The following is a 14,586-nucleotide window of genomic DNA, read 5'->3' on the forward strand; positions in this document are numbered from 1 at the left end:
CGGCCGTCCTGCCCGCGCCCGAACGGCCCGGCAGATAGGATTGCCCCGACGGAGCCTTCATGCCGACCCTCGAAGAAGCCTTCCGCATCGCCGTCGAGCACCATCATGCCGGACGGCTGGCCGAGGCCGAGACCGTCTACGAGAGCATCCTCGCGGCGGTGCCCGACCAGCCGGAGGCGATGTCGAACCTGGGTTACGCCCAGCAGATGCAGGGAAAGCTGGCGATGGCGGCGGCCACCTACCGCAAGGTGCTGGCCAAATGGCCCGACCGTCCGCAGCCCCATGCCCGGCTGGGCGAGATGATGCAGTGGACCGGCCGCTGGGGGACCGCGGTCGACTGTTACGAGACCGCGGCATCCCTGCTGCCGAACGATGAGGGGCTGGCCGGCCAGCTCGACCATGCCCTGTCGCTCGCCTCCCGCCACCAGGCCCTGCGCGAGCCGCTGCGCCGCGGCGGACGGCTGGATTTGCGCGACGTCACCTTCCTGGTGCCCTGCCGGATCGAATCCCCGGACCGCAGGCGCAACCTGCGCATCCTGGTCACCTATCTGCGGCGGTATCTGGACACCAACATCCTGATCTGCGAGGACAATCCGGAGCGCCAGGACGTGCCCGGCATCATGGCCGAACTGGGGCTGGGGTCCGCCGACTACGGCTATGTCCACCTGACCGGCAACGACAGCCCCTACACGCACAAGGCCAAGCAGATCAACGTCATGGCGGCTGCGGCGGCCACGCCGGTCCTGGTCGTGCAGGACACCGACGTTCTGGTGGAGCCGACCCAGTATGTGCTGGCCCGGCAGGCCGTCCATGACGGCGCGGCGCTCACCTGCCCGTTCAACGGCCTGTTCTTCGACGTCGCCCCCGACTTCGTGCCCGGCGTGGAGCGGACGCTGGCGGTGAGCCAGATCGACCTGTTCGATCCGCGCAATGAGATGCTCTACAAGAACTCCTACGGCGGCTCGGTCTTCTTCGCCCGCCGGGTGTTCGACCGGCTCGGCGGCTTCAACGAGAGATTCGTCTCCTGGGGCTGGGAGGATTTCGAGATCTACCGCCGCCTGGAACTGCTGGGCGAGCGGGTGGAGCGCACGCAGGGACCGCTGCTCCATCTCAGCCATGCGCGGTCGGCCAATTCGGTCACGGAAAACCCCTGGTACGCCCACAACACCGCCGAGTATGAGCGGGTGGTGTCGATGACCCCCGACCGGATCCGGGCGGAGATCGCCGGCGGCGGCTTCCGCCGTCCGCTGGTCGGCGCGGACACCGTCCCCGGCTGGGGGGAACCGCCGGCCTCCTGATTCCGGCCCATGGCGCGGCGGGCATGGGGTCCGCCGTTTCCCAACCCGCGTCCGAGACCTCCGCATGCCGCCGCACACGCAAGCCGCCTCCATCCTCCCGCAGCCGGCAGCCGACGCTCCCCGCACGCTGTTCTGCTGCCTTGCCACGCCCGACTATTACCGCCGGCCGCTGTTCTCGGAGCGCGAGGTGTTCTGCGGGCCCGACTGCCCGACGGTGGAAACCGGCGACGGCTTCGCCTCGCTGAACACCCCGCCCGGCGAATATGATCTGGCGGCCGTCGTCGCCCGGCTGCCGGCGCACCAGCGTCCGGAGCTGATCGTGGTGAAGGCCGACGCCACCCGGCGCAACCTTCCCCGCGGGCTGGACCGGCTGCCGGGCACCAAGGTTCTGCTGGTCGGCGACACCCATCATTTCGCCGGCCCGCTGCGCACGCTGCTGGCCTATGGCGCGATGGAGAGCTTCGACGCGGTGGTTCTCGACCACACCCGCCAGCATGCCCATGCCTTCCTGGAGGCGGGGTTCGACCGTGTCTATTGGATCCCGGCGGTGGATTATGCGCTGCGCCGGCGCGACATTCCCGCAGTCCCCGACCGTCCCCTCACCTTCGTCGGCCAGGTCGGCGCCTTCCATCCCTGGCGGCGCCATGTGCTGGACCGGCTGGTGGAAGCCGGGCTGCCGCTGACCGCGATGCGGGCGCCGCCGGAAATGGCGGCCGACGTCTATGCCGGCTCGCAGATCACGCTGAACGTCTCGCTGAACGGCGATCTCAACCTGCGCGTCTTCGAGGCGCTGGGCGCCGGCGGCTTCCTGCTGACCGACGCGCTGTCGGCCGACGCCGGTCTGGAGCGCTGCTTCACCCCCGGCCGCCATCTCGCGACCTACCGGTCGCCCGGCGAGCTGGTGGAGATGGCCCGCCATTACCTCGACCACCCGGATCAGGCGATGGCGATCCGCCGGGCCGGACAGGCGCATCTGCTGGAGTTCCACAGCCCGCGGGTCAAATGCGCCCAGTTCTACGCCGCGGTGCTGGACGACCGCGTCGATCCGGCGCTGGAGGTGCGCGGGGAGCGGCGCGGACTGTCGGCCCTGCCGGCCCGGAGCGCCGGCTTCCGCTGCCGCCTCGCCGCCTACGAGGCATTGCAGCGGCTCCAGCTGACCGCGTCGCGGCTGACCGTCCATGCCGCCGCGGAGGACGGCTTCGCCGCCGACCTGCGCCTCATGGCCCGCGATCTGCCGCGGGTTGCCTTCGCCGCATTGGGTGCCGCACCGGACGCCGAGGCCGACCCGGTTGCCCTGCCGTTGCCGCCATCCCCCGACCGGGTGCGGGACGATGCGGTGACGCTGCTGCCCTGGCCGGGTGCCGCTCCCGACAGGGCCGAAGCCGACCGCCGGATGGCCCGGCTGTCCGGCGCCTTCGTCCTCTGCCCCACCGCCTCGGCGCGCGACCATGCCGCGGCATCCGCCCATCTGGCCGGCTGGGGCTTCGTGCCCACCGAACCCGGCGGCATCCTGTTCCAGTGCGCCGACGCCCTGCGCTATGCCGGACGCTCGCTGTCCGATCCGGATCTGGCGGCGGGACTGGCGCCGGATCTGCGGCGCGCGCGCCTCGCGGCGCTGGAGCCGATGCTGCGGACCGCCGACCAGATGGTCGGCGCCGCCCGTCTGGCCGCCCGCTTCGGCGAGAACACCCTGGCGGAACGGTTTCTGCTGGGCGCCGTCGGGCTGGACCGCCAGCAGCCGGATGCGCTCGCCGGGCTGGCCCGCCTGTGCGCGGCGGCGGGACGCGCGCTGGAGGCATTCGTCTATCTCGGCGAGGCCCGGCGTGCCGCCCGTCTCGCCGGAACCGCAGACCCGGCTCCGGATTTGGACGCCGCCGTCTTCGCCGCCGCCGCCGGCGGCCATCCGGGGCTGGAGCGCTACCTCGGCCTGTTCCGGCAGGCGACCGCCCCGTCGACCGGCCGGCCGCGCCGCATCCTGGTGGTCACCAACCTGTTCCCGCCGCAGGAGTTCGGCGGCTATGGCCGCAAGCTGTGGGAGTTCTCGGCAGAGCTGATCCGCCGCGGCCATGCGGTGAGGGTGCTGACCGCCGACGTGCCCGAACTCGCCCGGCCCGGCATGGCCGGAACCGAGGATATCGAGGCGCATGTCGACCGTTCGCTGACCCTCTACGGCACCTGGAAGGACGGCCGCGCCTTCGTCCACGACGACCCGGCCCAGTGCGCCGCGCTGATCCGCGCCAACATCCGCCGCGTGCTGGAGACCGCCCGCGACTTCCGCGCCGACGCCTGTCTGGTCGGCAACCTCGATCTGGTGGGAACCGAGTTTCTCGACCCGCTGACCCGGCAGATGGGCGTACCGGTGCTGCACTGCCTGGGCAACCAGCATCCCGGCTATGCGCCGGAGACGGCTCCCCGCTCCCCCCTCTACCGCGCCGGACCGGCCAGCGGCTGGGTGGCGGAGCGGCTTGCCGCCGGTGGCTACGGCCTGCCTGCCACGGTGATCCATCCGGGCGCCCGCGTCGATTACTTCCACCGCGCGGCGATGCCCTCGACCGACCGGCTGCGCATCGCCTTCGCCAGCCTGTTCGTCAACTACAAGGGACCGCAGACGCTGATCAACGCGCTTGCGATCCTGCACCGCGAGGGCATCGACTTCGACTGCACTTTCGCCGGAGAGGCGCCGGACGCCGATCTGGCGGCCCGCTGCCGCGACTTCATCGAACGCCACGGCATGGCCGGCAAGGTGCGCTTCACCGGCTTCCTCGACCGCCGCGGCCTGTCCGCCCTGTTCGCGCGCTGCAACGTTCTGGTCTTCCCAAGCGTCTTCCAGGAGCCCTTCGGCATCTCGCAGGTGGAGGCGATGGCCGCCGGCCTGACCGTGGTCGGCAGCGGCACCGGCGGCAGCGGCGAGGTGCTGCGCGACGGCGTGGACGGCCTGCTGTTCAAGGCGGAGGACCATGAGGCGCTTGCCGGCCGCCTGCGCAGCCTGGTCAAGGACCGCGATGCCTGGCTGCGCATGGCCCTGTCCGGCCGCGACCGCGCCCGCGACTTCACCGTCGCCCGGTCGGTCGACCGGATCGAGGCGGTGTTCGAGGAGCTGATCGTGCAGAGGGGATGAGCGGGTATAAGTCTTGGCGCGTCATCCGGTGAGCGCCCGGTGAGAAAAAAGGTCCGGGTCGGCCTCCCCTTTCGATTGAGGAAGGGAAGGTTGTAGGATGACGGAGCCGCAAATCCGCGGCGCGGATCAGTTCCCGTCCATGGCGACCACCATCTCCGACCTGCCCGATGCCCTGGCCGGCACCGTGCCTGCCTGTTCCTGCCTGCTGTGCAATGCCGCCGGCTGGAGTGCCGCGCCGATTGCCGCAACGCCGGACCCGCAGGGTTCGGTTCCGCAGGGCGCCGCCTCCGCCACCGTCTCGACACTGCTGGCGACGGGGACGCCGCGCTGGGGCAGCGGCGGCGTCGGCACCGGGGCAACCGTCACCTACAGCTTCATGGAGCAGCTGCCGTCCTACGCCACCGTCTCGGACGGGACAGGCTTCGCGCCGCTGTCCGCCACCCAGCGCGACGCGGTGCGCCAGGCATTGGCCGCCTGGAGCGCCGTCGCCAACATCTTCTTCGTCGAGACCTCCGACAGCGCCAACAGCGGGCAGGGCGGGTCGATCCGCCTCGGCACCAACCGGCAAAGCTCCAGCGCCGCCTACGCCTATTATCCGAGCGGCTCGCTCTATGACGGCGGCGGCGACATCTACCTGTCCAACAGCAGTGCCGCCAACACCAGCCCGACGCCGGGAACCTACGGCTACCTGACCATCCTGCACGAGATCGGGCATGCCATCGGGCTGAAGCATCCCGGCAACTACAACGCCACCGGCGGCGGGGGCGAACCGCCCTACCTGTCCTCGACCGAGGACAATTACCGCTACACCCTCATGTCCTACAACAGGCACCCCAGCCTGGGGCTGAACGGGCTGGCAACGGGGCCGGCGCTGTACGACATCGCGGCGGCGCAGTACCTGTACGGCGCCAACACCAACACCCGCATCGGCGACGACCGCTATGCCTTCGCCAGCAACACGGTCGCGGTCAGCCAGTCCATCTGGGACGCCGGCGGCACCGACACCATCGATGCCGGCGGCCAGGCATCGGCCGTCAGCATCGACCTGACCCCCGGAGCCTTCAGCTCCATCGGCCCGAACGGGTCGGGCGGGCTGGCGGTGGGCAATGTGTCGATCGCCACCGGCGTCACCATCGAGAACGCCATCGGCGGCAGCGGCAACGACATCCTGATCGGCAACGGCGCCAGCAACCTGCTGACCGGCGGGGCGGGCGACGACACGCTGACCGGCGGGGCCGGCGACGACACGCTGCAAGGCAACGGCGGAACCGACACCGCGGTCTACAACGGCAGCCGGTCCTCCTACACCGTCACCGTCACCTCCGACGGCGCCACCATTTCCGGCGGCGGCGAGGGCACCGACACGCTGACCGACGTCGAATACGCCCTGTTCGCCGACACCCGCATCAGCCTGCTGCCTCCGGCGGTCGCCGCCAGGGCCGGCCGGGTTTCCATCGGCTCCTCCATCGCCATCGCCAGCCTGATCACGGCGACCGATCCGGCCGGCGGCCTCGTCACCCAGTATGAGCTGGTCGACAACACCAGCGGCGCCGGCTCCATCATGGTCGGCGGGACGGCCCAAGGTGCCGGCGCGGTGGTGCCGCTGACCGCGGCGGCCTTCGCCGGCGTCACCTTCGCCGCCTCCACCCTGGCCGGCATCGACGAGCTGTCGGTGCGCGCCTACAACGGCGTGGCGTGGAGCCGCTGGATCGGCTTCACCATCGCCTCGCGACCGGCCAACCGGCCGCCGGCCGTCCAGGGCGACAAGACCCTGACCGCCCTGGAGGCCGGGCCGGCCATCGCTCTCGGCATCGACCGGCCGAGCGACCCGGACGAAGGCGACAGCATGACGGTGACGCTGGCCCGCCTGCCGTCCGCCGGCACGCTCCGGCTCGCCAACGGTACCGCCGTCACGGCCGGGATGACGCTGGGGGTGGCCGATCTGGCCGGCCTGACCTATCAGGCGCCAACCGGCACCCCGGCGTCGCCGGGGTCCTTCGCCTACACCGTCACCGACAGCCAAGGGGCGGTCAGCGGCCAGACCGTGACCCTGCGGGTGACCACGCTGGCCGAGACGATGGCCGGCTTCGACCCGCTGGCCTATCTCGCCTCCAACCCCGACCTTGCCGCCGTCTTCGGCACCGACACCGCGGCGGCGCGCGAGCATTACCTGCGCGCCGGCAGGGCGGAGGGGCGGGCGGCCCGGTCCTTCGACCCGCTCTCCTACCTCGCCGCCAATCCCGATCTGGTGGCGGCCTTCGGCTACGACCTCGCTGCGGCGAGCCGCCATTATCTGACCCTGGGCCGCCGGGAAGGGCGGTCGGCTGGCAGCTTCGACCCGTTGGCCTATCTGGCGGCCAACCCCGACCTCGCCGCCGTCTTCGGCACCGACACCACGGCCGCCACCCGCCATTATCTGTCCAGCGGCCAGCGGGAGGGGCGCAGCACCCGGTTCGACGGCTACGGCTATCTGGTGTCGAACCCGGATCTGGCGACTGCCTTCGGGCTGGACCCGGCGGCGGCGGCCCGCCATTACGTGACCTCCGGCCGGGCCGAGGGGCGCGGCATCACCTTCGACAGCCTGGCCTATCTGGCGGCCAACCCCGACCTCGCCGCCGCCTTCGGCACCGACACCGCGCGGGCGGCCGGCCATTACCTGTCCAGCGGCCGGCGGGAGGGGCGCAGCACCAGCTTCGACGCGCTCTCCTATCTGGCGGCCAACCGCGACCTCGCCGCCGTCATCGGCAACGATCCCGTGCGGGCGGAGGAGCATTACATCCGCTACGGCCGGCTGGAGAACCGCAGCACCAGCTTCAACGCCCATGACTATCTGCTGGCCAATCCGGACCTGCTGAGCATCTTTTCGGGCAGCGAGCAGCAGGTGAAGCTCTATGTCGTGCTCTACGGCAACACGCCGCGGCGCGATGCCGCCGGCTTCGACGCGCTGAGCTATCTGGCCGCCAACCCGGATCTGGCGGCAACCTTCGGCACCGACACCGCCGCCGCCACCGCCCATTACCAGTCGATCGGACAGGCGGCCGGGCGGCCGACCCAATTCAACGCGCTTGCCTATCTGATGGCCAACCCAGACCTCCAGCGCGCTTTCGGCAGCGACCAGCAGCAGGCGCTGGTCCATTTCATCCAGTATGGCCGCAACGAGCCGCGCCCCAACCCGATCGGCTATGTCCGCCCGGCCACGGCCGGATTCGCCATGGCGAGCGACGGGCTGCTGGCGGCGGGGCTGGGGTGATCCGGGAGGCTCCCAGGAGGCGGATGTCCTCCGGCCCGGTCAGAATCCCGTCTCGCGGATCAGCACCGATGCGGCCATGCGCCAGAAACGTTCGGCGATGCTGCGGGCCTCGCCCGCCACGCGGACGATGCCGCGGGTGACGCGCTCCGGCCCCTCCTGCCCGCCATTCGCCGGCCTGATACTCGCTGCTTCTACGTCCAGGGTGATGCGGTAGACCGCCTCCACCGGGGCGAGCGCGCTGCGGGCGGAACCGCCATGGGGCTGCTGTCCCGGCTGGGGCCCCGCCTGCCCCTCGACCGCCACCGGCCCGCCATTGACCGAGGCGAGCGCCGGCACGTCCAGAACCGAGACGGCGACCGGATCGACCGCGCGCACCTTCGCCGCGCGCCGGGGGGCCAGCGGATCGTCGGGGTGGAACTGCGCCTCCGCTCCCGGGCTCAGCCGGTCGAAATCGCCTTCGCCGACATAGCCGACCAGCTCGCCGCTGCCCGGCGCCACCACCATCGCCAGCGGCAGTTTCGGACCGATCCAGCGGCCGGGGATCAGCGCATCCTCCATGTCGCGCACGGTGCCCGACAGGGGGGATCGCACCACCAGCCGGTCGCGGCTGTCGAGAATGCCCTGCCGCTCGGCCAGGGCGGCGGCCAGATCCTCCTCCATCGCCCGCACGCGGTCGAGCTGCTCGCGGCTGGCTGTCATGCGGGCGATCTGCTCCTGCATCCAGTCGATGCGCAGTTCGGCCTGCCGCAGCTTGCCCTCCAGGTCGGGGGCGGTCAGGCGGAACAGCGGTTCGCCCTCCACCACGCTCTGGCCGCGGGCGACCAGCGTCTCCTCCAGCCGGGCGGGAAAGGGGGCGTAGACGGTGGCGAATCCCGACGCCCGCCAGACCACCGGCACCGACACGGTGGCGGTCACCGGCAGCAGGGTCAGCCCGACCGCCGCCGCCAGCCCGGCCAGCGTCAGCCCTGTGCGCAGGTTCACATGGAAACGGTCGCGCAGAGACCACCAGGCCTTGGCTTCGGTCAGGAAGGGGCGTGCGACGAACCAGCCGATCTCGATGGCGAACAACAGGATCCCCAGAACCTTGATGGCGACGTGGTAGACCAGCAGCGCGATGCCGAGGAACAGCACCAGCCGGTAGACCCAGGTGACGTAGGAATAGGCCAGCAGGATGCGGCGCCGCCCCGCCGGCATCTCCTCCGGCGGAGCCATGCCGAGGCCGAACAGCCATTCCCGCAGCTTCCAGCGCGCCATGGCGAAGGCGCGCTCCTGCAGGTTGGGCACGTCCAGCGCGTCGGACAGCAGGTAATAGCCGTCGAAGCGCATGAAGGGGCTGAGGTTGATCGCCAGTGTGGTGACCCAGCTGACCGTCGCCAGGAAATAGGCGGCGCTGCGCAGCGGTCCGTCGGGCAGGAAGCTCCAGGCCAGCGTGGCGAAGACGGCGATCGTCAGTTCGGTGGCCATGCCGGCGGCCCCCACCGCCAGCCGCTGCCGGCGCGACACCAGCCTCCAGGCGTCGGTGGTGTCGGTATAGAGCACCGGCCACATCACCAGGAAGGCCACCCCCATGGTCGGCACCCGGCAGCCGAAGCGCTTGGCGGTGTAGGCATGGCCAAGCTCGTGGCAGATCTTGGTGCCCAGCAGGGTGACGCCGTAGAGCGCCAGCCCTTCGGGCGAGAAGAAATGCTGGAAGGTGTGCAGGAAGGCATCCCATTGCCGCGCCACCAGCAGCCCGGCCAGGAGCGCGGTCAGCAGCACCGCGATCATCCAGGCCCGGCTGTAGAGCGGCGCCACCAACCCCACCGTCGCCGACAGGAAACGGTCCGGCCGCACCAGCGGGATGCGGAAGAACAGGTAGTTGTGGATCAGCCACCAGAACCAGCCGGTGTGCCGCGCCGCCGCCTGGCGCGCCAGAAAGGCGGTGTCGGTGGCGACGGTCAGGTTGTTGGCCGCCAGGAACCGGTAGAAGCCGATGACGTCCTCGGCCGTCGGCTCGAACAGGCTCTGCTCCGCCACCGCCGCGGCGATGGCACGCGGGTTGGCATGGTGCCAGTGGGCGATCAGCGCGAAGCCTTCCGGCCCGATGCGGAAATAGCGGTTGCGCACCGGGTCGTGGATGGTCCAGCCCGGCGCCCCGTCCTGTCCCGCCGGCGCCGGCAGCAGGGCCAGATCGTCGCGCAACCCCGGCAGCCGCACGGATGCCAGCGGGTCGGCCGGGGCGGCATCGACGGCACGGGGACCGGCAAGGGAGGCGGCGGGGGTGCCGGTGGGGGGGAGGGCGATGGACACGGGAGTCCTCGGATTTGCCGTCGGTTTGCCTTGGAAGCTGCTTTGGAGCAGCCCTCAGATGCCCAGCGACTGGCGCAGCAGGGCCAGCGGGCGGCGGAACAGGTAAAGCGCCAGCGGCACGCGGTCGCCCAGGATCTTGGCGGTGCCGCGCAGGCCGATGCGGGGCGGAGCCTCTCCCGCGTCCAGCGCCGCCTTGACCCGGTAGGACAGCACGCCGGCGGCCGACAGGCCTGCTTCGTAGCTGGCATGGGTCAGCCGCGCCTGCAGGGGATGGAGCGGATCGACGTTCAGGAACAGCTCCACCGGGGAACCCGGCTCCAGCACCAGGGCGTCGCCGACCGGCACCATGATGTCGATCTCCGGCGCCTGCGGGTCGGCCAGAGTCAGCACGCGCTCGCCCACCGAAACCGGCTTGCCCAGCCAGTCGTTGACGTCGGTGAAGACGGCGATGCCGGCACGCTCGGCCTTCACCGTCACCCGCTCCAGCAGGTCGCGGGCGAGCGCCATCTCGGCCCGGCGCAACTCTACCTGGGCGCGGAGCTGGGCAACGCGCGCCTTGGTCTGCGGGTCGGCGAAGGCGGCCTGCGAGGCGGTCAGCAGTTCGGCCTCCGCCTGGGTCAGCCCCTTGCGCGCCACCTCGAAGCGGCTGCGCAGGACGGTGGACTCGAAGCTGAACAGGGGCTGGCCGGCCGCCACCGGCTGGTTCGGCTGCACATGAAAGCGCTCGATCACGCCGTCCAGCGGGGCGGCGACGATCACCGGGTTGCTGGTCTGGATCTCGGCCGGGGCCAGGGTCGACATCGGCACCGGGATGGCGAGCGCACCGGCGACGGCCAGCAGCACCAGCAGCGGCAGCAGGGCCCGGCGCAGTCCGTGCCGCTTCGCCCGCTTGCCCGACAACGCCCACCAGGCATGGCCGTAGCCTTCGGCCAGATGGCTCAGCAGCAGGATTTCGCCGTCGGTCCAGGGCTCGTCGCGGCCGAGCCACAGGCCGGCCAGCGGCGGCGCGGCCTTGGCCCGGCTTTCCGCCGCGGCGCCGGGCGCTGCCCCCTCGGGGGCCTCCCGGGGCGCCTCCTGGGGGGATTGCGGCTTGCGCAGCGGGCACCACAGCACCTGCGCCGGTCCCCATTCCCCCCAGGCGCTGCGCACGGCGGCGGGCAGGGTGGCGGGATCGACGACATGGACGCTGTTGGCGTCGTCCCCGGTGGCGACGGAGCGCACCGCCTCCTCCAGCCATTGGGCGAAGGGGGCGTTCGGCTCCAGCACCGCGATGTTGGACACCGCCTCCAGCGTCGCCCGTCCGCGCTCGCCCACCGCCAGGAAGGCCGCCTGGCGATAGGCGATCAGCCGGCGGGTCTGGTTGACGATGTGATAGCGCAGCTCCGGCGCCGCCGCCTGCCGCCAGGCCTGCCGCTGCAATTCCAGCAGCATCAGCAGGCCGTTGACGGGCTGCGCGCTTCCCTGCGGCGGAGCAGCCTGCTGGGGCGGGGTCTGGGGTGATGAAGTCTGTGCCATGGCGGCGCTCATGGCTTCGCAGTTCCGGGCTTGGGGGTGCCCCCCTGATTTCCGGCCCCCTGGCTTCCAGCCGGCAGGGAAGACACCGCCGGTTCGGGGAAGATGGCGGTGCCGCTCATACCGGCGATCATGCCGGACGGAACGCCCTCGCCGGTTAGCTTGGCGGTGACCTTCACCGACTGGCTGGCCGGATCGACCTTGGCACCGGGCAGCACGACCTCGCCGGGCAGGGTGGCGCCGGTTTCGTCGACGCGCAGGTCGAAGCGCTGTCCCGGCCTCAGCCACACCAGCCAGGAGGAGGGGACGATCAGCTCCACCTTCAGGTCGCGGTCGGACAGGATCTCCAGCAGCGGCGCGCCGGCGGCGACCGACTCATGCTCCTGGATGCGGCGTTCGACCACCCGGCCGTCGAAGGGCGCCTTGATGTCGCAGCGCCGGGCCTGCACCTCGGCCTTGCGGACGTCGGCGCGGGCGACCTGGGCCTTGGCCTCGGCCAGCTGCACCTCCGCCTCGCCGATGGAGCGCAGGCTGTTCAGGCGCCGGTTGACCCGCGCCGTCACCTCGGCCGCGTTCAGCTGGGCGCGGGCACCGTCCAGCTCCGCCTGATAGCTGGAACAGTCGAAGCCGACCAGCAGCTCGCCGGCCTTGAAGCTCTGGCCGGCATCGACGCTCATGCGGGCGATGCGGCCGGGGATTTCGGAAGAGAGGACGGCGTGCCGCCGGGCCTCGATCAGGGCGCGAACCTGCCCCTGCGAAGCGTCCTGGGCCGCCGCCGGGGTGGAGGCGAGGCCCCCACCCAGCAGCGCGATCAGGAAAGCGGCGCCGGCGGCAATGCCGGGCCGGACATCGGAACGGATCACAGCGACGCGAGCCGATCGGCGGTCTGGCTGTCGGACTGCTGCTCTTGGGCCGAAAGGGTACGAACAGTGCATTCCCGCTGACTATCCTTCACACGATGGCAGAACCGTTCGGCCGCGGTGCGGTCGGCAAAGCCGCCTGCGCGCAGCTGGACGATGGTCTTGCCGTCCTCGCTGCGCCGGGTGGCGACATACAGGGCGCCAACCCCGTTGCCCTCCGTTCCCAGGCGTTTGGCGATGATACCCCATTCCTTCTCGGCAAGCCTGTGGCTTGCGTAAGCCCCGAGTTCGGCCTGGATGACGGGAGAGAAGGAGGCCGTCGCAACCGGAGCGGCGACCGGAGCGGCGGTTTGTGCCGCCGGTGCAGGAGCCGGAGCGGCGACCTGAACCGGAGCGGGAACCGGCACCGGGGCAGGAGCGGGAGAGGACGCAGGCACCGGCGATGCGGAGGAGGCCTTCGGAGCCGGCTCGGCTGCGGCGGGGGCAGGGGCGGGGACCGCAGTGGGGACAGGGGCGGCCGCGACCGGAACCGGCTTGTTGACCGGCTCCGGCTTGGGGGCTTCCGGCTTCGCCGCTTCGGCCCTGCTGTCCTTCGGGGCATCCTGGGCGGCGGTCTTGGGCGCAGCCATCAGATCCTTGACGCGCATCACGCTGTTGGCGCGCTCCTGCCAGGAGGACAGGCCCCGGCTCACCGCCTGGGTCAGGGTCGGCAGGTCGTCGGCCGCCATCGTCTCGGGCAGCGGGTCAACGCCGGCCGACACCATCACGCGGGAATAGGCGTTGTGCAGGTCGGCCAGCACCAGATCGCGGCGCAGGTCGGACAGCAGCGCCGTCACCTCCGACTGGATCACGCCAAGCTCGCCCACCTGCCCGGCCTCGCCGACGTTGGTGTATTGCGAGCGGATGCGGGTGTCGAGGTCGGCCTGCTCGGCGGTCAGGGCAAATTCCTGCTTCAGTTCGCGGTACTGGAGCACCGCCACATGCACCTGGCTCAGCACCGCCATGCTCAGCGCCTGGCGGCGGAAGGCGACCAGTTCCTCCTGCGCCTCGGCATAGGATTTGGTGGCGGGGGCGGAGACCAGATTGATCAGGTTCCAGCTGATCCGCGCGCCGTAATCGGCCCAGCGCTGGTTCAGCAGGAAGCTGTTGCTGTCGTAGCGCAGGGCGGCGTTGACGTCGATGCCCGGCAGCAGCTTCAGCAGCGATCGCCAGGTCTCGTCGGCGGAGATGCGCTGGTTGTAGCTTTCCTCCAGCAGCTCCGGCCGGTTCAGCAGGGCGTAGGTCTCCAGCGCCTCAGGCCCGACGTCCAGCTTGGGCGGCGACTGCATGACGCTGGCCGCCGGCATCTCGATCTCGAATGGCTCGCCCGGCGGCAGGCCCATCAGCGCGCCCAGCTGCGACTTCGACGACACCAGCTCGCGGCGCAGCGACTGCAGCTGGCGCAGCGTCTCGACCAGGGTGCGGGTATAGTTCAGCGCCTGCAACGGCGCCTGGACGCGCAGCGCCTCCAGCGTGCGGGCGTCGCGGCGGGCGCCCTCGACCCGCTTCTCCAGCGGCGCTAGACGCTTCAGCAGCCGCTCGGCGGCGACGGCGCGCCAATAGGCGGTGCGCACGTCCTGCATGATGCCCTGGACGACGCGGCGGCGGCGCTCGTCGGCGATCAGCACCAGATTGGCGTTCTGCCGCGCCCGCAGATAGCTGACGCCGAAGTCGAGCACATTCCAGGTGAAGGCGAGGTCGCCGGTGCGGCGGTGCCTGTCGGTGGCGGTGGTGCTCTCGCCCGTCCGCCGGCCGGTGGCGAGGTTCAGGCTCTCCGACCCGGCGTCGTTGTTGCGCCCGACATAGCCGGCCGCCGCCACCACGCGCGGCAGCATGTCATAGCGCGACAGGTCCAGCTGGTCGGTGGCGACCGCCACCTCCATCAGCTTCACGCGTTCATCGAGGTTGTACTTGATGGCCCGCGCCATCGCCTCGTCCATCGAGACCGCCTTGGTCAGCGGCTCCTGCGGGGTCAGCACGACGCCCAGATCCTTGCGGACGCGCGCCAGATTTTCCTCGGCTGTCAGCGGCTCGGGTTTGACCGCGCAGCCTGCGGCCAGCAGGGATGCCGTCAGAACGGCGACGGGAACCACCGAAGAAAGCAAGCGGCGGCGGAGGTGAGCGGTCGAAGTCTTCATGGTGGGAGCAATTCCGTTCGGCGGAAAAGGATTGGATGAGGGAAAAGCGACGCGGGAATGGGAAGGACGGCGGGAAGGACCC

The 14,586-nt window shown here is 71.1% G+C and carries 7 protein-coding genes; 3 read left to right on the forward strand and 4 right to left on the reverse strand.

Going from position 1 to position 14,586, the window contains the following annotated elements:
- Window positions 1-59 precede the first annotated feature (59 nt).
- The 3 genes from CRT60_RS00800 (at window position 60) to CRT60_RS00810 (ending at window position 7,666) form a co-directional block, all read left to right on the forward strand.
- Window positions 60-1,298 (forward strand): glycosyltransferase family 2 protein, encoded by a 1,239-nt coding sequence (locus CRT60_RS00800; protein ID WP_098734558.1) that lies wholly within the window; start codon window positions 60-62, stop codon window positions 1,296-1,298.
- Window positions 1,299-1,362: 64 nt separating this feature from the next.
- Window positions 1,363-4,416 (forward strand): glycosyltransferase family protein, encoded by a 3,054-nt coding sequence (locus tag CRT60_RS00805; RefSeq protein WP_098734559.1) that lies wholly within the window; start codon window positions 1,363-1,365, stop codon window positions 4,414-4,416.
- 97 nt (window positions 4,417-4,513) lie between these two features.
- Window positions 4,514-7,666 (forward strand): M10 family metallopeptidase C-terminal domain-containing protein, encoded by a 3,153-nt coding sequence (locus CRT60_RS00810; protein WP_244592196.1) that lies wholly within the window; start codon window positions 4,514-4,516, stop codon window positions 7,664-7,666.
- A gap of 39 nt (window positions 7,667-7,705) precedes the next feature.
- On the opposite strand, the gene CRT60_RS00815 is transcribed toward CRT60_RS00810, so the two are convergent.
- The 4 genes from CRT60_RS00815 to CRT60_RS00830 are packed head-to-tail and all read right to left on the reverse strand — an operon-like array spanning window position 7,706 to window position 14,504.
- Window positions 7,706-9,955, reverse strand: coding sequence for a biotin/lipoyl-binding protein (locus CRT60_RS00815; RefSeq protein WP_098734560.1), 2,250 nt, complete (start codon window positions 9,953-9,955; stop codon window positions 7,706-7,708).
- Between the two features lie 54 nt (window positions 9,956-10,009).
- On the reverse strand, window positions 10,010-11,482 hold the full coding sequence (locus CRT60_RS00820; RefSeq protein ID WP_098734561.1) for an efflux RND transporter periplasmic adaptor subunit: 1,473 nt from the start codon (window positions 11,480-11,482) through the stop codon (window positions 10,010-10,012).
- The gene (locus tag CRT60_RS00825; RefSeq protein ID WP_244592197.1) at window positions 11,479-12,330 is read right to left on the reverse strand and encodes an efflux RND transporter periplasmic adaptor subunit; all 852 of its coding nucleotides are present in this window, start codon (window positions 12,328-12,330) and stop codon (window positions 11,479-11,481) included. Before CRT60_RS00825 ends, CRT60_RS00820 begins: the two co-directional genes overlap by 4 nt.
- Entirely contained in the window at window positions 12,327-14,504 is a 2,178-nt protein-coding gene (locus CRT60_RS00830; protein ID WP_244592198.1) for a TolC family protein, read from the reverse strand. Before CRT60_RS00830 ends, CRT60_RS00825 begins: the two co-directional genes overlap by 4 nt.
- Between the last annotated feature and the right edge of the window lie 82 nt (window positions 14,505-14,586).

It is taken from the genome of Azospirillum palustre (assembly GCF_002573965.1).
GTDB classification, from domain to species: domain Bacteria; phylum Pseudomonadota; class Alphaproteobacteria; order Azospirillales; family Azospirillaceae; genus Azospirillum; species Azospirillum palustre.